Annotated in this window: 18 protein-coding genes; 11 read left to right on the top strand and 7 right to left on the bottom strand. The window is 73.6% G+C overall.

Features of this window, described 5'->3' with window-relative positions:
- Nucleotides 1–70: 70 nt before the first annotated feature.
- Both ACFCY7_RS27595 and ACFCY7_RS27590 read left to right on the top strand, forming a co-directional pair.
- Nucleotides 71–676: a DUF3043 domain-containing protein gene (locus ACFCY7_RS27595; RefSeq protein WP_376488760.1), complete on the top strand. Its 606-nt coding sequence runs from the start codon at nucleotides 71–73 to the stop codon at nucleotides 674–676.
- Nucleotides 677–795: 119 nt separating this feature from the next.
- Nucleotides 796–1,533, top strand: a complete 738-nt coding sequence (locus tag ACFCY7_RS27590; protein ID WP_376488766.1) for a class I SAM-dependent methyltransferase — start codon at nucleotides 796–798, stop codon at nucleotides 1,531–1,533.
- Between the two features lie 114 nt (nucleotides 1,534–1,647).
- On the opposite strand, the gene ACFCY7_RS27585 is transcribed toward ACFCY7_RS27590, so the two are convergent.
- Nucleotides 1,648–1,854: a hypothetical protein gene (locus ACFCY7_RS27585; protein WP_376488759.1), complete on the bottom strand. Its 207-nt coding sequence runs from the start codon at nucleotides 1,852–1,854 to the stop codon at nucleotides 1,648–1,650.
- 91 nt (nucleotides 1,855–1,945) lie between these two features.
- On the opposite strand from ACFCY7_RS27585, the gene ACFCY7_RS27580 reads away from it, so the two are divergent.
- The 4 genes from ACFCY7_RS27580 (at nucleotide 1,946) to ACFCY7_RS27565 (ending at nucleotide 6,889) form a co-directional block, all read left to right on the top strand.
- Nucleotides 1,946–3,148: a bifunctional adenosylcobinamide kinase/adenosylcobinamide-phosphate guanylyltransferase gene (locus ACFCY7_RS27580; RefSeq protein ID WP_376488758.1), complete on the top strand. Its 1,203-nt coding sequence runs from the start codon at nucleotides 1,946–1,948 to the stop codon at nucleotides 3,146–3,148.
- A 58-nt stretch (nucleotides 3,149–3,206) separates the two neighbouring features.
- Nucleotides 3,207–4,316: a nicotinate-nucleotide--dimethylbenzimidazole phosphoribosyltransferase gene (gene cobT, locus ACFCY7_RS27575; protein WP_376488757.1), complete on the top strand. Its 1,110-nt coding sequence runs from the start codon at nucleotides 3,207–3,209 to the stop codon at nucleotides 4,314–4,316.
- A gap of 102 nt (nucleotides 4,317–4,418) precedes the next feature.
- On the top strand, nucleotides 4,419–6,182 hold the full coding sequence (locus ACFCY7_RS27570; protein ID WP_376488756.1) for a phosphatidylglycerol lysyltransferase domain-containing protein: 1,764 nt from the start codon (nucleotides 4,419–4,421) through the stop codon (nucleotides 6,180–6,182).
- Nucleotides 6,179–6,889 carry a hypothetical protein gene (locus ACFCY7_RS27565; protein WP_376488755.1) on the top strand — a complete coding sequence of 237 codons (711 nt, stop codon included), beginning with the start codon at nucleotides 6,179–6,181 and terminating at the stop codon, nucleotides 6,887–6,889. Before ACFCY7_RS27570 ends, ACFCY7_RS27565 begins: the two co-directional genes overlap by 4 nt.
- Here the strand turns inward: ACFCY7_RS27565 and ACFCY7_RS27560 are convergent.
- Nucleotides 6,829–7,593, bottom strand: coding sequence for a hypothetical protein (locus ACFCY7_RS27560; RefSeq protein ID WP_376488754.1), 765 nt, complete (start codon nucleotides 7,591–7,593; stop codon nucleotides 6,829–6,831). The two genes, ACFCY7_RS27565 and ACFCY7_RS27560, sit on opposite strands and share 61 nt — an antisense overlap.
- 25 nt (nucleotides 7,594–7,618) lie before the next feature.
- Between ACFCY7_RS27560 and ACFCY7_RS27555 the strand changes: the two genes are divergently transcribed.
- The gene (locus ACFCY7_RS27555; protein ID WP_376488753.1) at nucleotides 7,619–8,425 is read left to right on the top strand and encodes an adenosylcobinamide-GDP ribazoletransferase; all 807 of its coding nucleotides are present in this window, start codon (nucleotides 7,619–7,621) and stop codon (nucleotides 8,423–8,425) included.
- Nucleotides 8,426–8,481: 56 nt separating this feature from the next.
- Nucleotides 8,482–9,675 carry a hypothetical protein gene (locus ACFCY7_RS27550; protein ID WP_376488752.1) on the top strand — a complete coding sequence of 398 codons (1,194 nt, stop codon included), beginning with the start codon at nucleotides 8,482–8,484 and terminating at the stop codon, nucleotides 9,673–9,675.
- Between the two features lie 31 nt (nucleotides 9,676–9,706).
- Here ACFCY7_RS27550 and ACFCY7_RS27545 read toward each other — a convergent pair whose 3' ends face one another.
- Genes ACFCY7_RS27545 through ACFCY7_RS27525 form a run of 5 tightly spaced genes read right to left on the bottom strand, consistent with a single transcriptional unit; the run spans nucleotide 9,707 to nucleotide 16,446 of the window.
- A complete protein-coding gene (locus tag ACFCY7_RS27545) occupies nucleotides 9,707–10,516 on the bottom strand; it encodes an endo alpha-1,4 polygalactosaminidase (RefSeq protein WP_376488751.1) in 810 nt (269 codons plus the stop codon).
- On the bottom strand, nucleotides 10,513–11,133 hold the full coding sequence (locus tag ACFCY7_RS27540) for a spherulation-specific family 4 protein (protein ID WP_376488750.1): 621 nt from the start codon (nucleotides 11,131–11,133) through the stop codon (nucleotides 10,513–10,515). The genes ACFCY7_RS27545 and ACFCY7_RS27540 overlap by 4 nt, the downstream gene beginning before the upstream one ends.
- A gap of 8 nt (nucleotides 11,134–11,141) precedes the next feature.
- The gene (locus ACFCY7_RS27535; RefSeq protein WP_376488749.1) at nucleotides 11,142–12,758 is read right to left on the bottom strand and encodes a hypothetical protein; all 1,617 of its coding nucleotides are present in this window, start codon (nucleotides 12,756–12,758) and stop codon (nucleotides 11,142–11,144) included.
- Complete coding sequence (gene pelF, locus ACFCY7_RS27530) at nucleotides 12,755–14,311, bottom strand: GT4 family glycosyltransferase PelF (protein WP_376488748.1); 1,557 nt, start codon at nucleotides 14,309–14,311, stop codon at nucleotides 12,755–12,757. Before pelF ends, ACFCY7_RS27535 begins: the two co-directional genes overlap by 4 nt.
- A gap of 26 nt (nucleotides 14,312–14,337) precedes the next feature.
- A complete protein-coding gene (locus ACFCY7_RS27525) occupies nucleotides 14,338–16,446 on the bottom strand; it encodes a hypothetical protein (RefSeq protein ID WP_376488747.1) in 2,109 nt (702 codons plus the stop codon).
- Between the two features lie 314 nt (nucleotides 16,447–16,760).
- Here ACFCY7_RS27525 and ACFCY7_RS27520 point away from each other — a divergent pair, with 314 nt between their 5' ends.
- The 3 genes from ACFCY7_RS27520 to sucB all read left to right on the top strand — a co-directional run bounded on the left by ACFCY7_RS27520 (nucleotide 16,761) and on the right by sucB (nucleotide 21,801).
- On the top strand, nucleotides 16,761–18,263 hold the full coding sequence (locus tag ACFCY7_RS27520; RefSeq protein ID WP_376488746.1) for a leucyl aminopeptidase: 1,503 nt from the start codon (nucleotides 16,761–16,763) through the stop codon (nucleotides 18,261–18,263).
- Nucleotides 18,264–18,553: 290 nt separating this feature from the next.
- Nucleotides 18,554–19,942, top strand: a complete 1,389-nt coding sequence (gene lpdA / locus ACFCY7_RS27515) for a dihydrolipoyl dehydrogenase (protein ID WP_376488745.1) — start codon at nucleotides 18,554–18,556, stop codon at nucleotides 19,940–19,942.
- A gap of 62 nt (nucleotides 19,943–20,004) precedes the next feature.
- Complete coding sequence (gene sucB / locus ACFCY7_RS27510; RefSeq protein ID WP_376488744.1) at nucleotides 20,005–21,801, top strand: 2-oxoglutarate dehydrogenase, E2 component, dihydrolipoamide succinyltransferase; 1,797 nt, start codon at nucleotides 20,005–20,007, stop codon at nucleotides 21,799–21,801.
- The last annotated feature ends 78 nt before the right edge of the window (nucleotides 21,802–21,879 follow it).

The raw sequence follows: 21,879 nt of genomic DNA, 5'->3' as shown, positions 1-21,879 counted from the left end.
CGCAGTCCGTTAGCGGATCGTTCCCGCCCCGCATGGGGTTCATGCCCACCACCCCGTACCCTTGGGTTTTGTGTTCCGTAGCCGTTCGAAGGACGAGAAGGCCCCCACCGACAAGGTGACGGCGGACCTCTCCACCAAGCAGCCCCGCGACCCCGAGGCCCCCAAGGGCCGCCCGACCCCGAAGCGGAGTGAAGCGCAGACCCAGCGTCGGCGTGCCGCGACGGTGCCGACCGACCGCAAGGAGGCCGCCAAGCGCCAGCGCGACGCACGCCGCTCCGACCTGGCCCGTCAGCGCGAGGCGCTGGCGAGCGGCGACGAGCGTTACCTGCCGGCCCGCGACAAGGGTCCGGTCCGCCGTTTCGTGCGCGACTTCGTCGACTCGCGGTTCGCGATCGCCGAGTTCTTCCTGCCGATGGCCGTCGTGATCCTCGTGCTGTCGCTGTTCGGCAACGCCAACCGGGCGCTGCAGAACATCTCCCTGCTGCTCTGGCTCGGTGTGATCATCCTGATCGTCATCGACTCGATCGGCATCTGGCTCCGGCTGCGCAAGCAGCTGAACGAGCGCTTCCCGAACGAGCCGAAGCGCGGCGCCATCGCCTACGGTCTGATGCGTACGCTCCAGATGCGCCGACTGCGACTGCCGAAGCCGCAGGTCAAGCGCGGAGAGCGGCCCTGAGCGCCGACAGCTCGGAGCGCGGCGAACCCACCCTCGGCGAGGGCGCTTTCGGTGCGGCCACCTCGGAGGCGGGCGGTCCGGTACTGCCCGCCGTCGCGCAGCCGACCGGTCCCGGCGGCCTGCGCGACACCATCCGCCAGGAGATCGTCGCCCGCCAGCTCGACGAGCAGATATCCGGCCGCTACCCCGTGGGGCAGCGGCTGCGCATCCTCGACGCCGGCATGGGGCAGGGCGCGCAGACGCTGCGCCTCGCCCGGGCCGGGCACACCGTGACCGGCCTTGAGGCCGACCCTGAGCTCCTCAAGGCGGCGCGCGAGTCGCTGGCGACGGAGCCCGCCGGAATCCGCGAGCGGGTCCGGATGATCGAGGGCGACGGTCGCGAGACCGGTGTCCACTTCCTCCCCGGCAGTTTCGACGTGGTCCTCTGCCACGGCGTGCTCATGTACGCGGACGAGCCGGACGCGCTGCTCGCGGGCCTGGCCCGGATGCTGGCGCCCGGCGGTCTGCTCTCCCTGGTGGTGCGGAACGCGGAGGCGCTCGCCATGCGGCCGGGTCTCGCCGGCGACTGGTCGGGGGCGCTCGCGGCCTTCGAATCCGACGTCTACACCGACGACCACGGCGTGAAGGTGCGGGCCGACCGCCTCGACGCGCTGACGACGACGCTCGCGGGCATCGCGGCGCCGCTGCACGCCTGGTACGGGGTACGGGTCTTCACGGACGGCGTCCCCGCCGGCGCGGGCCTGCCCGCCGCCGAGGAGCTCGACCGGCTGCTCGCCGCCGAGGACCGGGCGGGACGCGTGGAGCCGTACCGGCGGATCGCCGCCCTGCTGCACCTCTGCGGAGTACGGCGGGCCTAGGCTCCCGCCCCTCCCGTGGCTCACCGCGTACGCGCACCCGCGCGTGGACGTGCCGTACTCCGGCGCGGCGGAAGGGAGCGGGGAGCCCCGCGCCCCCTTCCGGGCGCCCGGGGGTCAGCTCTCGGCGTCGAGGGGCATGGGGCCGTAGATCTTGGTGCCGTCTTCGGAGAGGGTGACCTGGTCGGCGCCGCCGCCGAGGAGGTCACGCCAGTGTTCGCCGATCCAGCTTTCGGCGTCGCCCTGGGTGGTGAACTCCTCGGGGGTCACCACCGGGTCGACCTGTGTGCCGTCGGACTTCTCGAACCGCCACGTCCATGCCATGTCCGCCTCCTGGCGCTCACCGGATGATCGGTTTCCTGCCCGCAGCGTAGCCGGGCGCGCACGCCTCGCGGCGGCGCGGGAGGATCTGAGGGTGGAACTGACTCTGCTCGGCACCGGAGCCCCGCTCGGACTGCCCCGCCCCGCATGCCCCTGCGCCGTGTGCGCGCTCTCCCGCGGAATCCGGGCGCGGGCCGCGACGGCGCTGCTCATCGACGGGGCGCTGCTGCTCGACCTGACCCCGGGGGCCGCGCTGGCGGCGGCTCGTTCGGGGCATTCGCTCGTGGGTGTGCGGCAGGTGCTGCTCACGCATCCGCACGACGGTCCCGCGGTGGAGGTGCCGGCGGGACTGCCGACGGCGGGGCGGGTGCCGGACGGCCGGGAGTTGACGCTGATCAGCGGGCACACGGTGCGGGCGGTGCCGATGGACTCCCCCGGCACGGGGTACGAGGTGACGTCGGCGGACGGCGAGCGGTTGCTGTACCTGCCGCCGGGCGGGGCTCCGGCGGGGCTGTCGGAGGACCACCGGGTGCCGTACGACATGGTGATCGGCGATGTGACGGGCCGCCCGGACGGGCTGGCGCGGCTGCGGGCGACCGGGGCGGTCGGGCCGGCCACCGAGGTGATCGCGGTGCACCTGGACCACGACGCGCCGACGGGGGCCGAGCTGGACCGGCGGCTGGCGGCGGCGGGCGCGCGGACGGTGCCGGACGGGACGACGCTGTACGTGGGCGAGTACCACGAGGTGCCGGACGTGCCGCGGCGGACGCTGGTGACCGGCGGGGCAAGGTCGGGGAAGTCGGTGGAGGCCGAGCGGCGCCTGGAGGCCTTCCCCGAGGTGCTGTACGTGGCGACGGGCGGGTCCCGGGAGGGCGACGCGGAGTGGGCGCAGCGGGTGGGCCTGCACCGGGAGCGGCGGCCGGGTTCCTGGCGTACCGCCGAGACCTGCGACCTCGTGCCGCTGCTCGCCGGGGACGGGCCCGCGCTGCTGATCGACTGCCTGTCGCTGTGGCTGACGGACGCCATGGACCGGGTGGGTGCCTGGGACGACGAGAAGTGGGCGGACGGCGGGCAGGCCGCGCTGCGGGAGCGTACGGCGGAGCTGGTGGCGGCGGTGCGGGCGACGGGCCGCACGGTCGTCGCGGTGACGAACGAGGTGGGCTCGGGCGTGGTGCCGGGCACCTCGGCGGGGCGCCGGTTCCGGGACGAACTGGGTCGGCTGAACGCGGCCTTCGCCGACGAGTGCGAGCAGGTCCTCCTGGTGGTCGCAGGACAGCCGCTGGTGCTGCGCGGGTAGGGTGCGATCACCGATGGCCACCGGACAGGCCCTAGCTGATTGTCACAAGGCGGAACCCGTGAACCTGGACGACTTCTCCGATCTGATCGAGCGCCCCGACGGCGGGATCCGGCGTGACGCCGAGGAGCGCCGGGAGCGGCTGGTCGTGCCGCCCGGGGCGCTGGGGCGCCTGGACGAGCTGGGCGAGTGGCTGGCGGCCGCGCAGGCGACCGTCAAGGTGCGGGCGATCGAGCAGCCGAGGGTGGTGCTGTTCGCCGGTGACCACGGAGTGGCCTCGCTCGGCGTGTCCGGCCGTGCGGCGGGCACCGCGCACGAGCTGGTGCGGGCGGTCCTGGACGGGGCGAGCCCGGTCGCCGTGCTCGCCCGCTCGATGAACGTGCCGGTACGGGTCGTGGACGCCGGTCTGGACTGCGAGCCGGAGTTGCTGCCCGCCGACGTGGTGCGGCGCCGGGTGCGGCGCGGCAGCGGCCGGATCGACGTGGAGAACGCGCTGACGGTCGAGGAGACGGAGGCGGCGGTCCGGCTCGGCATGGCGATCGCCGACGAGGAGGCGGACTCGGGAACCGATCTGGTGGTGCTCGGTGATCTGAGCGTCGGCGGGTCGACGCCGGCGTCGACGCTGATCGCGGCGCTGTGCGGGACGGACGCCTCGGTGGTGACCGGCCGGGGCGGCGCCGGGATCGACGATCTGGCCTGGATGCGCAAGTGCGCGGCGATCCGGGACGCGCTGCGGCGGGCCCGTCCGGTGCTCGGCGATCAGCTGGAGCTGCTCGCGGCGGTCGGCGGGGCGGACCTGGCGGCGATGACCGGTTTCCTGCTGCAGGCGTCGGTGCGGCGGATGCCGGTGATCCTGGACGGTGTGGTGGGTGCGGCCTGTGCGCTGGTGGCGCAGCGGGCGGCGTTCCGGGCGCCGGACTGGTGGCTTGCGGGCCAGGTGAGCGGGGAGCCGGCGCAGTCGAAGGCGCTGGACCGGATGGCGCTCAACCCGTTGCTCGACCTCGGCGTCCATGTGGGTGAGGGAACCGGGGCATTGCTCGCGCTTCCCCTCGTCCAGGCCGCGGCGGCGCTCGCCGCGGAGCTGCCCGAGCGTCCGGATCCGGCCATGTCGGCCTCATCGGATTCCTCGGACGCCGCGGCCGCCTCGGCGGCGCCGGACGGGGAGCGCTGAGGAAGGACGGACCGGAGGGCTCCGGAGCGGTCGGCGCGCCACGCGCGCGGCCGCCTCCGGGCGTCTCGGCACGGCAAGCAACGCCCCATATGATCGCTTTTCATGGGAGAGGTCCGTTTGTCCGCCGAAGCAGCGCCCCGGGGCACCACCGTCCGATCGCGGCGCAGCGCCGCGTTCGCCGTCTGGTACCTGCGCGTCGTCACGTTCATCAACTTCCTGAGCGCCGTCTGGGTCTCCTTCGGACAGGACCTGCGCCGGCACAACGAGGACAACTACTTCACGCCGTACATGCTCACGGCGGGCTTCGCCTCGGGGGTCTTCACCCTCTTCCTGGCCATCACCATGCGGCGCCGCAAACGAGCCGCCTGGATCCTCAACATGGTGCTCGGCGGCCTCTTCCTGCTGCTCTTCGCGCTCGTGATGGTCTTCCCCGAGATCCGGCAGCACGCCCAGAACTGGATCTCGCTCGGCCTGACCGCCGCCTTCGTCGTGGCGCTGCTGCTCGGCCGCAAGGAGTTCTACGCGAAGGGCGACCGCTCCAACCCGCTGCTCGCCGCCGCCGTCGCCGCCGGCGGCCTGCTCGTCACCTCGCTGCTCGCCGCCGTCCTGGTCACCGTCACCAACACGTCCACGGTCCCCTCCACCTTCCTGGAGCGCTGGCGGTACGGCGTGATGCGGCTGATCACCCTGGCCGCCGACGACTCGCGCCTGCCCGGGATCTCCACCCCCGGCTGGGTCGACGTCACCATCAACGTGCTGTCCACGCTGCTCCTGTTCGCCGTGCTCTTCGCGGCCTTCCGGTCCCGGCGGGCCACCGACCCGCTGACCGAGGAGGACGAGGAGCGGTTGCGGATCCTCCTCGACAAGCACGGCGACCGGGACTCGCTCGGCTACTTCTCGCTGCGCCGCGAGAAGAGCGTCGTGTGGTCGCCGAGCGAGAAGGCGGCCGTCACCTACCGGGTGGTGGGCGGGGTGTCCCTCGCCTCCGGCGACCCGATCGGCGACCCCGAGGCCTGGCCCGGCGCCATCGAGCCCTGGCTGGCCGAGGCCCGCGAGCACGGCTGGATCCCGGCGGTGATGGGCGCGAGCGAGGAGGCCGGGGTCATCTACGCCCGGCACGGCCTCGACGCCCTGGAGCTCGGCGACGAGGCGATCGTGGAGACCGACGAGTTCACCCTGGACGGCCGGGCCATGCGGACGGTCCGGCAGGCGTACAACCGGGTCAAGCGGGCCGGTTACGAGGTCCGGATCCGGCGCCACGAGGACATTCCGGCCGACGAGACGGCCGAGCTGCTGCGCAAGGCCGACGACTGGCGGGACGGGGCCACCGAGCGGGGCTTCTCGATGGCCCTCGGCCGGCTCGGCGACCCCAGCGACGGCCGCTGCGTGATGCTGGAGTGCACCGACGAGCAGGGCGAGCTGCGGGCCGTGCTGTCCTTCGTGCCGTGGGGACCGAAGGGGCTCTCGCTCGACCTGATGCGCCGTGACCGGGATTCCGAGAACGGACTGATGGAGTTCATGGTCATCGAACTCCTCCAGCGCGCGAAGGAGATCGGGATCACTCAGGTCTCACTGAACTTCGCGATGTTCCGCTCCGTCTTCGAACGTGGCTCGAAGCTCGGGGCGGGACCCGTGCTGCGCATGTGGCGTTCGCTGCTCAGCTTCTTCTCCCGCTGGTGGCAGATCGAGTCGCTGTACCGCGCCAACGCCAAGTACCGACCCATCTGGGAGCCCCGATTCATGCTCTTCGAGAAGAGTGCCGACCTGCTGCGCATCGGCCTCGCCGCCGGTCGGGCCGAGGGCTTCCTGGAGGCCCCCGTCCTGCCGAAGTGGATGCACCGCAGGCATCTGGAGAGCGGGCGTTGAGCGGGGGCTTCGAGGGATTCGCCCGCCGCGAGTGGGGGCCGCTGTTCACCACCGTACGGACCGGGCTCGTCACCCGGCGGTGGCGCGCGATGCCGATGACGCTGGCCGCCGTCTGCCTCACCGCCCTGTTCCAGGTCGTGCAGAACCAGGACTGGGGCTACCAGCCGGTCCAGGACATCGGTTCCGTACGGGCCGAGGACCCCCTGTGGCTCTCGCTGCTCCGGACCCCGCTCTCGTTGTTCGTCCCCGCGCTCGACCTGCCCGTGTGGGGCGCCCTCGCCCAGGTGCTGCTGGTGTTCGGGATCGCCGAGATCTGCCTCGGGCGGTGGCGGACGCTCGCCGTCGCCTACCTGGCGACCCTGGGCGGCACCCTCTACGCGCGCGTGGGCATCGCCCTCGGCCCCGACAGCCCCCTCGGGCTGCCCGCCACCGACGCGCAGGTCGTCGACACCGGCCCGTCGGCGGCCGTCGTGGGCCTCGCCGTCTACGTCTGCTGGCGGTACGGGGCCCGGTGGACGGGCGGGCTCGTCGTGCTGGCGATGGTGATCGAGGTGGTGATCAAGCCGAACCTGGCGGGCAAGGAGCACCTCGCGGCGATCACCGCCGTCCTCGTCCTGATCGCCGTCCAGGCCTGGCGCGAGCGGCGTCAGGACGGGGGCGCGCCCCGCCCGGGCACGCGCTCCTGGAAGCCGCCGATCACGTCCTGAACGCGGCGCCGCACCTTGGTCCAGCGCTTGTCGTGACGGTACGCGCGGATCGCGCAGCGGGCCCTGGCCCGGTGGCGGCGGCCGTAGAAGCGCCGGAACCACCAGGAGCCGGGGCGGGCCAGGCGGACGGCGCCGACGATCGCGACGAACGGGATCAGGGTCCCGATCACGGCCATCCGGACCTTCCCCTTCACCAGGGTGACCAGGACGAGGAGGAAGTTCAGCACCAGGGTGAGGATGAAGGTGGTGCGGTCCTGGCGCTCGTCCGCCGTCATGTCGTTGACGCCGAGCGGCGAGAAGCCGCTCAGGGCGAGCCCCACCAGCGCCGCGGTGAGGACGACCACCTCCACGCTCTTGCGGCCCTCGTCCGTCCAGTACACGTCGTCCAGGTGGAGGATCAGCGCGAACTCGTCGAGGACGAGGCCCGCGCCGATCCCGAAGACCACGGCGAAGACGCCGGCGCCGACGCCGTACCGGTCGCTGGCCACCGCGCCGAATCCGCCGACGACGGTGAGGACGACGCCGGGGACGACGTGATGGATGTGGAGCCCTCCGGAGGAGACGTTCCGGAAAGGTCCCTTCCCCGCCCGGATGAGCCGGGTGACGGTGCGGGTGACCAGGAATGTCAGGACGAAGGAGGTCAGAGCGAGCAGCATCGGGACCTTGCCCGGCTCGACGATGTTGCGGGAGAACCAGTGACCCATGCCACCCCGTTCCGATATGCGCGATATGCGCAATCTACCGTCCGGAAGCGGCGATTACCCTGCCCGGATGGACGGCCTGCGTTTCGCCTTCGGCACCCTCACGGTGTTCCCCGCCCGCATCACCCGCTGGGACCGGGACGCGGCGCGCGCCGGCATGCTCTGCGCCCCCGTGGCCGGCCTGGTCGTGGGACTCTCCGCCGCCGCGCTCGGCGGCACGCTCCTGCTGCTCGGTGCCGGCCCGCTGCTCTCGGCCGTCGCCGCCACCGCCGTCCCCGCCGTGCTCACCCGCGGCCTCCACCTCGACGGCCTCGCCGACACGGCCGACGGCCTCGGCAGCGCCAAGCCGGCCGAGGACGCGCTGCGCATCATGAAGCAGTCGGACATCGGGCCGTTCGGCGTCATCGCGCTCGTCCTCGTCCTCCTCGCCCAGGTCGCCGCACTGTTCCGGCTGTACGAGCAGAGCTGGGCGCACGGCACCGTCGCCATCACGCTCGCCGCCACCGTCGCCCGCCTCGCCCTCACCCACGCCTCCCGCCACGGCGTCCCGGCCGCCCGGCCCGAAGGCCTCGGCGCGATCGTCGCGCAGACCGTCCCGGTCCGCTCCTCGACCTTCTCCACCGCCGTCGTCCTCGTCGCCTGCGCGGCCGTGGGCCTCCTCTCCTCCCCGTACGACGCCGTCCGCAACGTCCTCGCCGCCGGCGCCGCCCTCGGCGCGGCCGCGCTCCTCCTCCGCCGCTGCGTCCGCCGGTTCGGCGGGGTCACGGGCGACGTCTTCGGCGCCGTCGAGGAGACCGCGGCGACGATGGCCCTGGTGGCGCTGACCCTCGGGTGATCGTTCCGTGACCCTCCGGCGGGCAACCCTCCGCTCCGCCGCCGGGTCTTGAAGGCGTGATCAGACACGCTGTCCGCGCCTCCGCCCTGCTCGCCGCCGCGGTCCTCTCCCTCACCGCCTGCGGCGGCGGCGACACCGCGACCCCGGGCGCCACGGCCCATCCGGTGTTCTCCGAGCCGCTCGCCCGGCAGGTCCACCTCGCCCTGCGGCACACCCAGGAGACCGGCGGCGCCGACTTCCGCCAGACCGTCACCTTCGGCGCGGGCAAGGACACGGCCGTCCAGGACCTCACCGGACGGCTGGACTTCGCGGGCTCGCGCGGCGAGGCGGCGAGCCGCTGGAGCCTCACCCCGGGCTTCCCGGAGGACGCCCGGGAGACGATCCTGGGCACCCTGCCCGGGCGCGGCACCGGAGACGCGGCCGGGCGCTACACCGTGGACACCCGCGCCATCCACTACCGCCCGGACTCCACCGCGTACTGGCTGAGGTACGAGGGCGACATCGAGCCGCTCTGGGGCATCGACTCGATCAGCCATCTGCGGGGCACCGAGGGCGCGATCGGCGGCACGCTCCTGGAGGTGCTGAGCGCCGTACGGCCCACCGCGCAGCCGACGACGACCGACGGCGGCCGGTCGTACCGGGCGGACTTCCCGCTCGGCGCGGCCCTCGACCTCTTCCCGTACGACCTGCGCACGGAGTTCGTCTCCGGCCCCCTGCACGCGACGGACCCGAGCCCGCCGGTCCCGGTGACCGTGGACGTCGACCGCGAGGGCCGGATCGTCCGTGCCCGGGCCGACCTCTCCTCCCTGCTCTCCCACGAGCCGGACAGCCTGCTCGCCGGAGTGACCACACTCCGCGCCGACCTGACCCTGAGCCGCTTCGGCCCGCCGGAGCCGGCCGTCTCCGCCACTCCGGACGGCCGGGTCCTGGATGCCGCCGGGGCCGTCCGGCCCAGCTACGAGGTCGCGGCCGGCGCGTGCATGGACTTCAACACCGGCATGCGGCACAGCCGTCTGGTGACCCGCGTGCCCTGCGCCGGCCCCCACGACGGGAAGGTCACCGGGCAGCACCCGCTCCCCGGCGCCTATCCCGGATCCGAGGCCGCCATGGACCGCGCCGGGCGGGCCTGCGCCAGGACCGAGGGCCCCGGCGCCCCCTGGTACACCTGGTCGACCGAGGACGAGTGGACCGACCGGGGCGCGGGCCGCGCCACCTGCTACACCGTCGCCACCCGGCGCTCGGCGGCCTAGGGGGTGTCCGGCCCGGTCGACGGGGCGGGTTTCAGCACGCCTGGCGCCACACGCCCAGTTCGTACCGCTTTCGCATCGAGCTGAGGCCCAGTTTCCGGGCCTGGGGGCAGAACTGGGAGGTCGTCAGCTCGTACTCGACGTGGAAGACCGCCTTGCCCGCCGCGACGAACGGGGCGAGGCGCCCGCACTCGTCGTACTGGGCGCACTGCTCGTTGACCGCGAAGTCGAAGTCGGCGAGGAGCTGGGGGATCTGGTCGAGGTCGTTCTTGAGGCCGACGGAGAGGCCGCGGTCGTGGGCGAGGCGGGCGATGAGGCGGTTGTAGCGGAGCTGGTCGGCGGCGGTGAGGGGGAAGCCGGTGGTGTTGCGGTAGCCGTCCATGTTGTCGGGTTCGACGGCGTCGAACCCCTTGTCGCGGCACATGTCGAGGCGCGCGGCCATGAGGGGTTCGAGGAGGTCGGTGCGGCGGATGTCGAGCCAGCGCTCGCCGTCCCAGCCGTTGCCCTTGCCGAGGAGCGACCGGGGGAACTTCGCCGCGTCCGGCCGGAAGTCCTCCCAGGCGCCGGTGGAGAGGTAGCAGACGACCTTGCGGCCGCGGGCGTGCAGGTCCTTGACGGTGGCCGCGGAGTGGTCGAAGCCGTCGATGTCGTACACGGGGACGTCGACCGTCGGGTCGAGGCGGCCGCTGAGCTGCCACTGCCAGGCGAGGCCGGGCTTCGGCCGCCAGCGGTCCGCATCCGTCGCCTTCGGGTCGGGGCCGGGGCCCGCCGTGCAGGCGGTGGCGAGCAGCAGCAGCCCCGCGAGCAGGGGCAGCAGGCGCCGCGTCGGGCGGGCGGTTCTCATCGGGCGGGCTCCAGGAGGTGCGGAAGGGTGCCCCAGGGGTGGGCGCCGGTGCCGGGGACGGCGCAGTGCACCGGGGTGGCGGGGCGGACGCCGGACGGGGCCGCGTAGACGAGGTGGCAGTAGTGCGGGGCGACCGGGAGGTCGAGCGTGCGGTACGTGTCCCAGGGGCCCTCGAAGGTGACGAGGAGGTCGGCCTGGGCCTCGTAGCCGGGGTCGGGGTGGGCGCCGTGGTTGAAGACGAGGGTGGCGGCCCCGGCGGCCCGCGCCGCGACCGCGATCCGGCGGTAGTGGGCGAGCGCGCCGGGCGCGGTCGCGACCTGGTCGAGGAAGGCCCCGGCGGCGCCGTACCAGTCGCGGTGGCGGAGCAGTTCGGCGACGACCTCGGCGTGCGGGCGGCGGCCGTAGGCGGTGTCCACGTAGCCGAGGACGCGTACGCCGGCGGCCCGCAGGCGCCCGGCCGCGTCGGCGAACGCCGGGTCGGGCGCCTCGCCGGCGCCGCTCGCCGGGTTGAGGACGACGCCGTACAGGAAGGGCGCCGCGTCGACGAGGGCCGCCCACGCCTCGGGGCGCTCGGCCGGGTGCTCGTAGTACGGCACCAGGAGCGAAGGGGTCGTCACGGTCCCCCCTAGACGCGGTGGACGGTCGGTCGTACCAGCAGAACACAGCTCAGCACGGCCAGCAGCGCCGCCGCTCCCCCGGCCGCCACCGGTCCCGCCGCCGGCAGCGCGGTCTGGGCCGCCGCCGCGAGCAGGCAGACGGCGGCCGCGCTGAGCACCGCGCCGAAGGCCTGGAGCAGCAGGCCCAGCCAGAGCACGCTGCCGATCAGGAGCAGGGTGGCCAGGCGCGGGAGCGTCGGCCAGGGCGCGTCCGGCCAGACGAGGGTGGCGGCGAGGGTGAGGGCGAGCAGGACGGTGAGGTAGCCGCCGAGGCAGAGGACGAGGGTGCCGGTGACCGCCCGGCGGAACTCCCGGGCCGTGGTGAGGGTCCGCAGCCGGGCGAGGCTCTCGTCCCTGAACCGGTACAGCAGCCACTCGGCGGGGCCCATCGACAGGGTGAGCGCGATGACCGCCCCCGCCCCGCCGACCAGCGTGTCGCCCACGCCCGCCCGGAGGACGAGCAGGCCGCTGCCGAGGCCGAACAGGCCGTACGGCAGGGAGACCGCCGGCGGCGGTCCGCCGCGGCCCCGCGCGCCCCGCTGCACGCCGGGCCGGAGCACGAGCGCGGCGCAGACCGCGGACGCGGCCAGCGAGGCGATGAGCAGACCGGCCCGCAAGGCGTCGGGCAGGTCCCAGCGGAACGCGGGCACCGCCCCGGCCAGCGGCGACAGGGCGCAGAGCAGGGCCCGTTCGCGGCCCAGCACGAGGAGGACGGTCGCGGCGGCGAGGTACAGCGACTGGCCGGCCGCGAACACGGCGGCCGGGGTCTCGCCGGGCCCGGCGACCGCGAGGGCGACGGCCGTCCCGGCGAGCGCGCCCGCCGGTGCGCCGACGAGCAGCGCACGGGCTGCGGCGGGCCGGTCGCCGAGGCCCAGCCAGGTGTACGCCCGGTGGGCCAGGGCCTGGTTCCACACCCAGCCGGTGACGGCCCCGGCGAGGAGCGGGAGCGTCCCGGCGGGGAGCCCCGACCGGCCCTGCTCCCCGGCCAGGAGCGGCGCGGCGAGCACGTACGCCAGGCCGGGCAGCGCGAAGACGAGACCCCGCAGCAGGCAGCCCGCGAGCTCCGAGTGCCAGGGGCCGCCCCGCCGCGCGGCCGGCTCCGGGTGGCGCCGCTCCACGCGCGCGTAGAGGTCCTCGGCGAGTGCGAAGGAGTCGGCTCGGCCGTAGGTGAGCCGGATGTGGTCGTCGGTCATGCCGTCGGATTCGAGGATCGCGGCGATCTCGTCCGGGTGCACGGCGACGGCGACGAAGCCGTCGAGCCGCTCGGCGAGTTCGTCGAGGGGATCCCCGGCGAGCTCGTCCGCGGGCGGGGTGTCGGGCGCGGGTGGAGTGTCCGGCGCGGGTGGCGTGTCCGGCGCAGCGGGAGTGCCGGACACGGGCGGGGTGCCGGGCGCGGGTGGCGTGTCGGGCGCGGGTGGAGTGTCCGGCGCGAACGGCGCCGCGGGTGCGGGCGGGTGCGGGTGGGCGGCGCGTTCCGCGGGCCGCGGCGCGGCGCGCGCCGCCGGGTTCTCGCAGCGGCGGGGGCGCGGGATCGCGGGGAGCGGGGTCGTGGTCGCCGGGGGTTTCAGCCAGAGGGAGCCGCTCATGCCGGGGTGCCTCCTGGGACGAGGGCCGCGGGGGCACGGCGCGGGGCGGGGATGCTGAGGCGGAGGGGCGCGGGGGTGACGGGCGGGGCCTGGCGCGGCGGGCGGGCGCCCGCCAGTTCGCGGTAGATCTGGCGGAAGCCGTCCACCGAGCGGTTGAGGGTGAAGCGGTCGATGACGCGCTGCCGCGCCAGGCGGCCGAGTTCGGCGCGCCGGGCGCCGTCCCGGAGGAGTTCGGTGACGGCGGCGGCCATGACGGCCGGTTCGCGGGGCGGGACGACGATCCCGGTGTCGCCGACGGCCTCCCGTACGCCGCCGACGTCCGTGGACACGGTGGCGCGCCCGCAGGACATGGCCTCGATGAGGGAGAAGGGGAAGCCCTCGCTGATGGAGGAGAGCATGACGACGCTGCCCGCGGCGTAGGCGGAGGGCACGTCGGAGACGCGGCCCTCGAAGGACACCCCGTCGGTGACGCCCAGTTCGGCGGCGAGCTTCTCCAGGCGGGTGCGGTAGTCCTCGTTGCCGGCCGGGACCGGGCCGAACAACCGGAGCCGCAGCTCGGGGAGTTCGGCGCGGCAGATCGCGTACGCCCGGACCAGGGTCTCCAGGTCCTTGATGGGGTCGACGCGTCCGCACCAGCTGAGGGTGGGGGTCTCGGGTTCGGGTCCGGCCTCGGGGAAGAGGGCGGGGTCGACGCCGTTGTAGACGGTGCGGATGCGTTCGGCGGGGGCGCCGCCGCGCTCCTCCCAGCGCCGGTTGTACTGGTTGCAGGGGGTGATCAGGTCGGCCTTGACGTATCCGAGGGTGTTGAGCTCGCGGTAGAAGCCGAGCATGAGGGCCTTGACGGGCCAGCGCTGCGCTTCGGTGCGGTAGCCGAGGTAGCGCTCGCGGAGGTAGATGCCGTGTTCGGTGAGCAGGAAGGGCACCCCTTCGAAGTGCTGCGCGGCGAGTGCGGGCAGGGTGGCGAGACCGCTGGAGACGGCGTGGGCGACGCTGCCGTCGGCTATCCGGGCGGCGAGCGGCCGCAGGGCGTGTTCCAGCAGGTCGGTGGCGGTGAGCGCGTCGTGGACGGTGGGCCGGGCCGCGCGCGTCGGCAGGTGCGGCATGGTCCAGATCCACATGAGGGAGCGGAGGGCCGGCTCGGAGCGGAGCGCGGCGGTCAGCCGTCCCTGCCGGGCGAGGGCGGCCAGTTCGTAGAGGCTCGCGCCGAAGTCGCGGCCCGCGTCGGGGTCGAGGAGGGCGAGCAGGAGCCCTTCGTACGCGTCGAGGAACAGGCGGCGTTCGCGCCCTCGCAGGGGCCGGCTCGCTCCGGTGAACAAGCCGGGGGCGGCCGGTCCCTGCGGGGGTCCCCAGAGGGGGTACGCGGTGTGCCGGGTGACGTTGGCCGGCAGCTCCCAGGTGACGGGTTCGCGACCGCTGCCGGTGAGGGCGAGGATCTCGAAGTCGACCTCGGGCATGCCGCGGACGAGCTGGTCGCACCAGGTGCTGACGCCTCCGTGGACGTGCGGATAGGTGCCTTCGGTGAGCATGGTGACATGGCGGCCACGGCTCGGCATGTGCGGTTCCCCCCAGAACGTGCTGGTCAGGCGGTCGGGAGCGTGAGTGTGACGGTGCTCTGGAGCAGTTCGGGCGTGGTCCACGCGGAGCGGCTGCCGGCGTAGGGCGAGCCGAAGGCGGCGGTGCCGAGGAGGAGCCGCTTGCGGGTGCCCTCGGGGGCGGTGACGGGCGCGGTGACGCCGGAGGGGGCCTTGATGGTGACCGTGGTGCCGATGCGGTAGGCGGTGACCTTGCCGGCGGCGAGGGCCTGGTCCCAGGCGGTGCGGCGGCTCAGCTCGGTGCCGACGTCCCGCTGGGCCGGGTTGACCAGCGGCGCGTTGGGCGCGAACAGGCCCCGGTAGTCGGCGAGTACGCGGTCGAGGACCGGGTAGAGGAGCCGTTCCTCGGCGAGGTTGGACTGGTGCACGTAGTGCGGGCGGGGGTCGTTGCCCAGGACGTGGGAGAGCGCGGTGCGGGCCTCCTGCGGGGCGATCCGCTCGGCGTAGCCGGTGGCGGTGTCGAGGGGGGCGGGCAGGCAGGTGGAGGCCGGGTTGGACTCGCAGATGCCGCTGCCGCCGTCGGCGCGGGAGGTGTAGATCCAGTTGTACTCGTCGGCCATCTCGGCGGCGGTGCCCACGTTGTAGTACACGTTCATGGGGTGGCGGGGCACGGTCCGCGCGGCGCCGGAGCCGGTGCCGACCGCGCGCTGCTGCGGTTCGCGGGAGTTGTCGCTGCCGGTCCACTTGACGCCGTTGTCCGCGAGGGCGTTGGCGAGGTTGGGGTTGTCGACGGGCTGCTGGGGCAGGGTCTTCAGACCGGAGTGCTCGCCGGTGACGAGTTCGCTGCGGTCGACGGAGATGCCCTTGCCGACGGCCCAGTTGTGGTTGTCGCGGATCTGCGCGGAGAGTTCGGAGCGGCTGACCCAGAGGGTGTTCCCGGCGGTGTCCTTCGCGCACTGCCAGGGGACGACGGTGTTGTCCTGGACGCATCCGAGGAAGGGGTGGGTGTAGGTGTGATTGATCCACCGGTACTGGGCGCGGTCGGCCACCAGCCGGTCGGTGAGCGGGTCGGTGCCGCCGTGTTCGGTCTTCCACTGCTCGCCCTGGCCGCCGTTGTAGACCATGTCGAGGGTGAAGCCGGAGGACTTCTGCCAGGCGGCGGCGTACTGCGCGTCGGCGACCGTCATGCGGATCGGGTTGACGCCCTCGCCGTCGTCGCCGACGCAGTCGAAGTCGCCGGGGGTGCAGTTGAGGGCGGCGTCCCAGCGGGCGTCGGGGGCGAAGACGTCGTCGACGTGGACGGAGAGGTAGTTGCGGCTCTGTCCGAGGTGGACGCCCTGGGTGAGCCATTCGACGATGCCGCGGGCGAGGGCTCGGAACTGCCGCTGGTACTGGTTGTAGGCGAAGGTGACGACGAGCTCGCGGCGTCCGTCGGCGGCGTACTCGCCGACGAGGCTGGCCCGGCCGCCGGTGACGGGGATGTCGACGTAGCTGGTGTAGCCGGCCCGGGGGCGGCCCGCGTAGCCGTAACTCTCTCCGATCGAGGGGTCGTTGTCCTCGAAGGCGAGCGACCCGGCGAGGTAGCGGAAGGGGCCGGCCTGTCCGGCGGCGGTGACGCCGGCCGTGGTCCCGTCGAGGACGCCGGACCAGCCGCCCTGGTCGGTGTAGTCGAGGCCGACGCCCGGGTGCGACCAGGTGTAGGCGTCGACCTGCGGGATCCCGAAGGTCCGCTCGTAGGCCTGGAGGGCGGTGTGCTCGGCGGAGCCGGGGCCGAAGGCGCTCTCGTGGGGCAGGACCACGCCCTGGTACTTGGCGCGGGGGCGGCCGTCGACCGTGTCACTGAGGAAGGCCGCGTCGAGGACCGGCCGGTTCGGGTCGTCGAGGTCGATCGTGCGGTACGGGACGCCGGATCCCTTGAGCTCGGCGGTGATCGCCTCGACCGCGCTGCCGCCGTCGTCGACGACGAGGACGGTGAGGTCGACCCGGGGCACGGGCGCGGCGACCGCCTGCGCGGACGGCACGACCGTGGCGAGCAGCGCGGCGGCGGCGAGGACCGCGAGCCGGGCGCCGCGGGGAGCGCCGGCACGGGGCGCGGGGCGGGCGCCGTGCGGGGCGCGGGGCGCGGTTCTGGGCGTACGGATTCGGCCGGAGTCCATCGGGTGTGTCCCCCCTCGAACAGGTACGCCCGGGCCGTCGCGGGATCGGGGGGACCTGTGGAGATGATGCAGATGATGCAAAGGCGAGAGAGTCGTCCTTGCGTGAATGAGGCGAGTGTGGAGCAGCTCTCCGGGCCTGGAAGGTAAACATGAAAGAGACACCACGGATGAGTGAATCACCGCCGCCGTGAGCGAACCGGGCGAGCGAGCGTAGGCTCGTTCTCGGCCCTCTTCGGGCCGAAATACGATGAGGCGGGCACGGTCGGCCCATCCCTCGACCACCACGAACTGAACGAAAGCGAGATTTCACCACCGTGACTGCTCTCACTCTCAGCACCGCCGGCGCGGCGACGCTGCGTGCCGACGCCCTCGTCGTCGGCGTCGCGAAGTCCGGCAAGACGCTCGTCGTCGCCCCGGGCGCCGAGGCCGTCGACAAGGCCTTCGACGGCCGGCTCGCCGCCGTCCTGGAGACCCTGGGCGCCTCGGGTGCCGAGGGTGAGGCGACGAAGCTCCCCGCCCCCGCCGGCGTGAAGGCCCCGGTCGTCGTGGCCGTCGGCCTCGGCACCGCCCCCGAGGACGGCGAGTCGTACGGCTCCGAGGTCCTGCGCCGCGCCGCCGGTACCGCCGCCCGCGGCCTGACCGGCGTGAAGAAGGCCGCGTTCGCCCTGCCGATCGCCGCCGCCGACGACGCCGCCGCCATCGCCGAGGGCGCGCTGCTCGGCGCGTACGCCTACGCCGCGGGCCAGGGCGCCGACGCGAAGAAGCCGCTGGCCGAGGTCGCCCTGCTCGGCGCCAAGCCCCGCGACAAGGCCTACAAGGCCGCCGCGGAGCGCGCCCTGGCCGTGGCCGAGGAGATGAACCGCACCCGCGACCTGGTCAACATGCCGCCCAACGAGCTGACCCCGGCCACCTTCGCCGCCGCCGCCCAGGCCGCCGGCAAGGAGCACGGCCTCAAGGTCCAGGTCCTCGACGAGAAGGCGCTCGCCAAGGGCGGCTACGGCGGCATCCTGGGCGTCGGCAACGGCTCCGTGAACCCGCCGCGCCTGGTCCGCGTCGCCTACACCCACCCGAAGGCGGAGCGGACCCTCGCCCTGGTCGGCAAGGGCATCACCTACGACTCGGGCGGCATCTCCCTGAAGCCGGCCGGCCACAACGAGACGATGAAGTGCGACATGGCCGGCGCCGCCGCCGTCCTGTCCACCGTCGTCGCCGCGGCCCGCATCGGCCTCGAGGTCAACGTCACCGGCTGGCTGGCGCTCGCCGAGAACATGCCGTCCGGCTCCGCCACCCGCCCGGGTGACGTGCTGAACATGTACAGCGGCAAGACCGTCGAGGTCCTGAACACCGACGCCGAGGGCCGGCTCGTCCTCGCCGACGCGCTGACGAAGGCCTCCGAGGAGCACCCGGACGCGATCGTCGACGTCGCGACCCTGACCGGCGCGATGGTCCTCGCCCTGGGCGACCGCACCTTCGGCATCATGGCGAACGACGACGACTACCGGACCGCGATCCACGAGATCGCCGAGGAGGTCGGCGAGCAGTCCTGGCCGATGCCGCTCCCCGCGGACCTGCGCAAGACGATGGACTCCCCCACCGCGGACATGGCCAACATGGGCGTCCGGATGGGCGGCGGCCTGGTCGCGGGCCTGTTCCTGCAGGAGTTCGTGGGCGAGGGCATCACCTGGGCCCACCTGGACATCGCGGGCCCGGCCTTCCACGAGGGCGCCCCGTACGGCTACACCCCCAAGGGCGGCACCGGCTCCTCGGTCCGCACCCTGGTGAAGCTGGCCGAGCGCACGGCGGCCGGCGAGCTCTGAGCTCACCTGTGACAGGTACGGCCCCGGGCTGCGCGCCCGGGGCCGTACCTGTTCGCCATCTGTTCGCTCGCGACGAAATCCGTAGGTTCGTACGCCGCGCCGACCCCGCCGTACGGACGATCGGCCGTCTCAGAGCACGGCCCCGCGTCCCGCCATCCGTCAACAAGTGCGAAGATGGGTTCTCGGCAGGACAGGGCCCCCACCACAGGGCCGAAATAAAGCGGCCGAACACCAGCCGCCGCCCGGTCATCGAAGACCGGCGACGAGCGCACATGCATGGAGGACGTGACGTGGCGAACGACGCCAGCACCGTTTTCGACCTAGTGATCCTCGGCGGCGGTAGCGGCGGTTACGCCGCGGCGCTGCGCGGAGCGCAGCTGGGCCTGGACGTCGCACTGATCGAGAAGAACAAGCTCGGCGGCACCTGCCTGCACAACGGCTGCATCCCGACGAAGGCCCTGCTCCACGCCGGCGAGATCGCCGACCAGGCGCGCGAGGCGGAGCAGTTCGGTGTCAAGGCCTCTTTCGAGGGCATCGACATCAAGGGCGTGCACAAGTACAAGGACGACGTGATCTCGGGCCTGTACAAGGGCCTGCAGGGTCTCGTCGCCTCCCGCAAGGTGACCTACATCGAGGGCACGGGCCGCCTGTCCTCCCCGACCTCCGTCGACGTGGACGGCCGTCGCGTCGAGGGCCGTCACGTCCTCCTGGCCACCGGCTCCGTGCCGAAGTCGCTCCCCGGCCTGGAGATCGACGGCAACCGGATCATCTCCTCGGACCACGCGCTGACCCTGGACCGGGTCCCGGAGTCCGCGATCATCCTGGGCGGCGGCGTCATCGGCGTCGAGTTCGCCTCGGCGTGGAAGTCCTTCGGCACCGACGTCACCGTCGTCGAGGGCCTGAAGCACCTCGTCCCGGTCGAGGACGAGAACAGCTCGAAGCTGCTCGAGCGCGCGTTCCGCAAGCGCGGCATCAAGTTCAACCTCGGCACCTTCTTCCAGTCCGCCGAGTACACCGACAACGGCGTCAAGGTCACCCTGGCCGACGGCAAGACCTTCGAGGCCGAGGTGCTGCTGGTCGCCATCGGCCGCGGCCCGGTCTCCGCCGGTCTCGGTTACGAGGAGCAGGGCGTCGCGATGGACCGCGGCTACGTCCTGGTCGACGAGTACATGCGCACCAACGTGCCGACGATCTCGGCCGTGGGCGACCTCGTCCCGACGCTCCAGCTCGCGCACGTCGGCTTCGCCGAGGGCATCCTCGTCGCGGAGCGCCTGGCCGGCCTGAAGGCCGTCCCGATCGACTACGACGGCGTGCCCCGGGTGACGTACTGCCACCCCGAGGTCGCCTCCGTCGGCATCACCGAGGCCAAGGCCAAGGAGATCTACGGCGCGGACAAGGTCGTCGCCCTGAAGTACAACCTCGCGGGCAACGGCAAGAGCAAGATCCTCAAGACCGCGGGCGAGATCAAGCTCGTCCAGGTCAAGGACGGTGCCGTGGTCGGCGTCCACATGGTCGGTGACCGCATGGGCGAGCAGGTCGGCGAAGCACAGCTGATCTACAACTGGGAGGCGCTGCCGGCCGAGGTCGCGCAGCTCATCCACGCCCACCCGACGCAGAACGAGGCGCTCGGCGAGGCCCACCTGGCCCTGGCGGGCAAGCCGCTGCACTCCCACGACTGACGCTCACGTCATCACAGGGCGCGACGACCACTTTCCGCAATTCGTTAGGAGCAACTGAAACCATGTCGGTTTCCGTAACCCTGCCGGCGCTCGGCGAGAGCGTCACCGAGGGCACCGTCACCCGCTGGCTCAAGGCCGAGGGTGAGCGTGTCGAGGCCGACGAGCCGCTGCTCGAGGTCTCGACCGACAAGGTCGACACCGAGATCCCCGCCCCCGCCTCGGGCATCCTGGCCTCCATCAAGGTCGCCGAGGACGAGACGGTCGAGGTCGGCGCCGAGCTGGCCATCATCGACGACGGCACGGGCGCCCCCGCCCCGGCCGCCGCCCCGGCCGCCGAGGCCGCTCCGGCCCCGGTCGCCGCCCCGGCCCCCGTGGCCGAGGCCCCGGCCGCCCCGGCGCCGGTCGCCGAGGCCCCGGCCGCCGCTCCGGCCGGCGCCGCCTCCGGCACCGACGTCGTGCTGCCCGCGCTGGGCGAGTCCGTCACCGAGGGCACCGTCACCCGCTGGCTGAAGTCGGTCGGCGAGACCGTCGAGGCCGACGAGCCGCTGCTCGAGGTCTCCACGGACAAGGTCGACACCGAGATCCCGGCCCCCGTCTCGGGTGTCCTCCTGGAGATCGTCGTCGCCGAGGACGAGTCCGCCGAGGTCGGCGCCAAGCTGGCCGTCATCGGTGCCGCGGGTGCCGCTCCGGCTCCCGCCGCCGCCCCGGCCCCGGCCGCCCCCGCCGCGGCTCCGGCCCCGGCCGCCCCCGCCGCGGCTCCGGCCCCGGTCGCCGCTCCGGCTCCGGTCGCCCCGGCCGCTCCGGTCGCCGCCCCGGCCCCGGTCGCGCCCGCCGCCCCGGTCGCCGCTCCGGCCCCGGTCGCCGCGGCCCCGTCGATCGCCCCGGCCGTCGTGACCCCGGTCCCGGCGGCCCCCGCCCCGGCTCCGGCCGAGGACGGCGCGTACGTGACCCCGCTGGTCCGCAAGCTCGCCACCGAGAACGGTGTCGACCTGGCGGCCGTCAAGGGCTCGGGCGTCGGCGGTCGCATCCGCAAGCAGGACGTCCTCGCGGCCGCCGAGGCCAAGAAGGCCGCTCCGGCCCCCGTCGCCGCCGCTCCGGCCGCCGCGTCGAAGGCCCCGGCCCTCGAGGTCTCCCCGCTGCGCGGTCAGACCGTCAAGATGACCCGCATGCGCAAGGTCATCGGCGACAACATGATGAAGGCGCTGCACGGCCAGGCCCAGCTGACCTCGGTCGTCGAGGTCGACATCACCAAGCTGATGAAGCTGCGCGCCCGCGCCAAGGACGCCTTCGCCGCCCGTGAGGGCGTCAAGCTCTCCCCGATGCCGTTCTTCGTGAAGGCGGCGGCCCAGGCGCTGAAGGCCTTCCCGGTCATCAACGCCCGGATCAACGAGGACGAGGGCACGATCACCTACTTCGACACCGAGAACATCGGTATCGCGGTGGACTCCGAGAAGGGTCTGATGACCCCGGTCATCAAGGGTGCGGGCGACCTCAACATCGCCGGCATCTCGAAGAAGACCGCGGAGCTGGCCGGCGCCGTGCGCGCCAGCAAGATCACGCCGGACGACCTGGCCGGTGCGACCTTCACCATCTCCAACACCGGTTCGCGCGGCGCGCTGTTCGACACGATCATCGTGCCCCCGAACCAGGTCGCCATCCTGGGCATCGGCGCCACCGTGCGCCGTCCGGTCGTCATCAACCACCCGGACCTGGGTGAGACGATCGCGATCCGCGACATGACGTACGTCGCGCTGTCCTACGACCACCGTCTGGTGGACGGCGCGGACGCCGCCCGCTACCTGACGGCCGTCAAGGCGATCCTGGAGGCCGGCGAGTTCGAGGTCGACCTCGGCCTCTGAGCCGTGGTCGCAGGCCCTCCCCTAGGCGCAACGTAACGAGCCTCACCTGCGGCGCCCCCGCCCGGAAGTGTTTCCGTC

Source organism: Streptomyces sp. NPDC056361, from assembly GCF_042262805.1.
Classification (GTDB): Bacteria; Actinomycetota; Actinomycetes; order Streptomycetales; family Streptomycetaceae; genus Streptomyces.
Note: the sequence above shows the minus strand (reverse complement) of the source record. Positions and strands in the feature narration are given on the sequence as shown.